1 protein-coding gene is annotated in these 273 nt (G+C 34.4%); it reads right to left on the bottom strand.

Features of this window, described 5'->3' with window-relative positions:
* The coding region (locus tag SCA31_RS23445; RefSeq protein ID WP_410699420.1) for a putative porin at positions 1-273 on the bottom strand (273 nt) is incomplete at both ends.

Below are 273 nucleotides of genomic sequence, written 5' to 3'. Positions count from 1 at the left end.
GTTGATTTCAGCGCTGCTCCATTCTTCATTGCATTATGGTAGACAAATGTAGCCGTTGGTGTTTTTACATCGTAATACTGAACATCATTGATGCCTATAATTCCATACGATTTATTCTCTGGTAATAAAGCCAAATTTTGTTCAGCGTTCACTTCATAAGATAACGGATTAAAGCCAGCTCCGATATTAGCAAACTGTACTCTCCCAAAATTATCTTTGTTATTATACTGCGAAAAAATATAAGTCTTTTCAAAAGTCATAACCGTATCAAAC

This window comes from Chryseobacterium sp. SIMBA_028, from assembly GCF_046535285.1.
Taxonomy (GTDB): domain Bacteria; phylum Bacteroidota; class Bacteroidia; order Flavobacteriales; family Weeksellaceae; genus Chryseobacterium.
The sequence above is the reverse complement of the archived record's forward strand: the minus strand, read 5'-3'. Positions and strand labels throughout refer to the sequence as shown.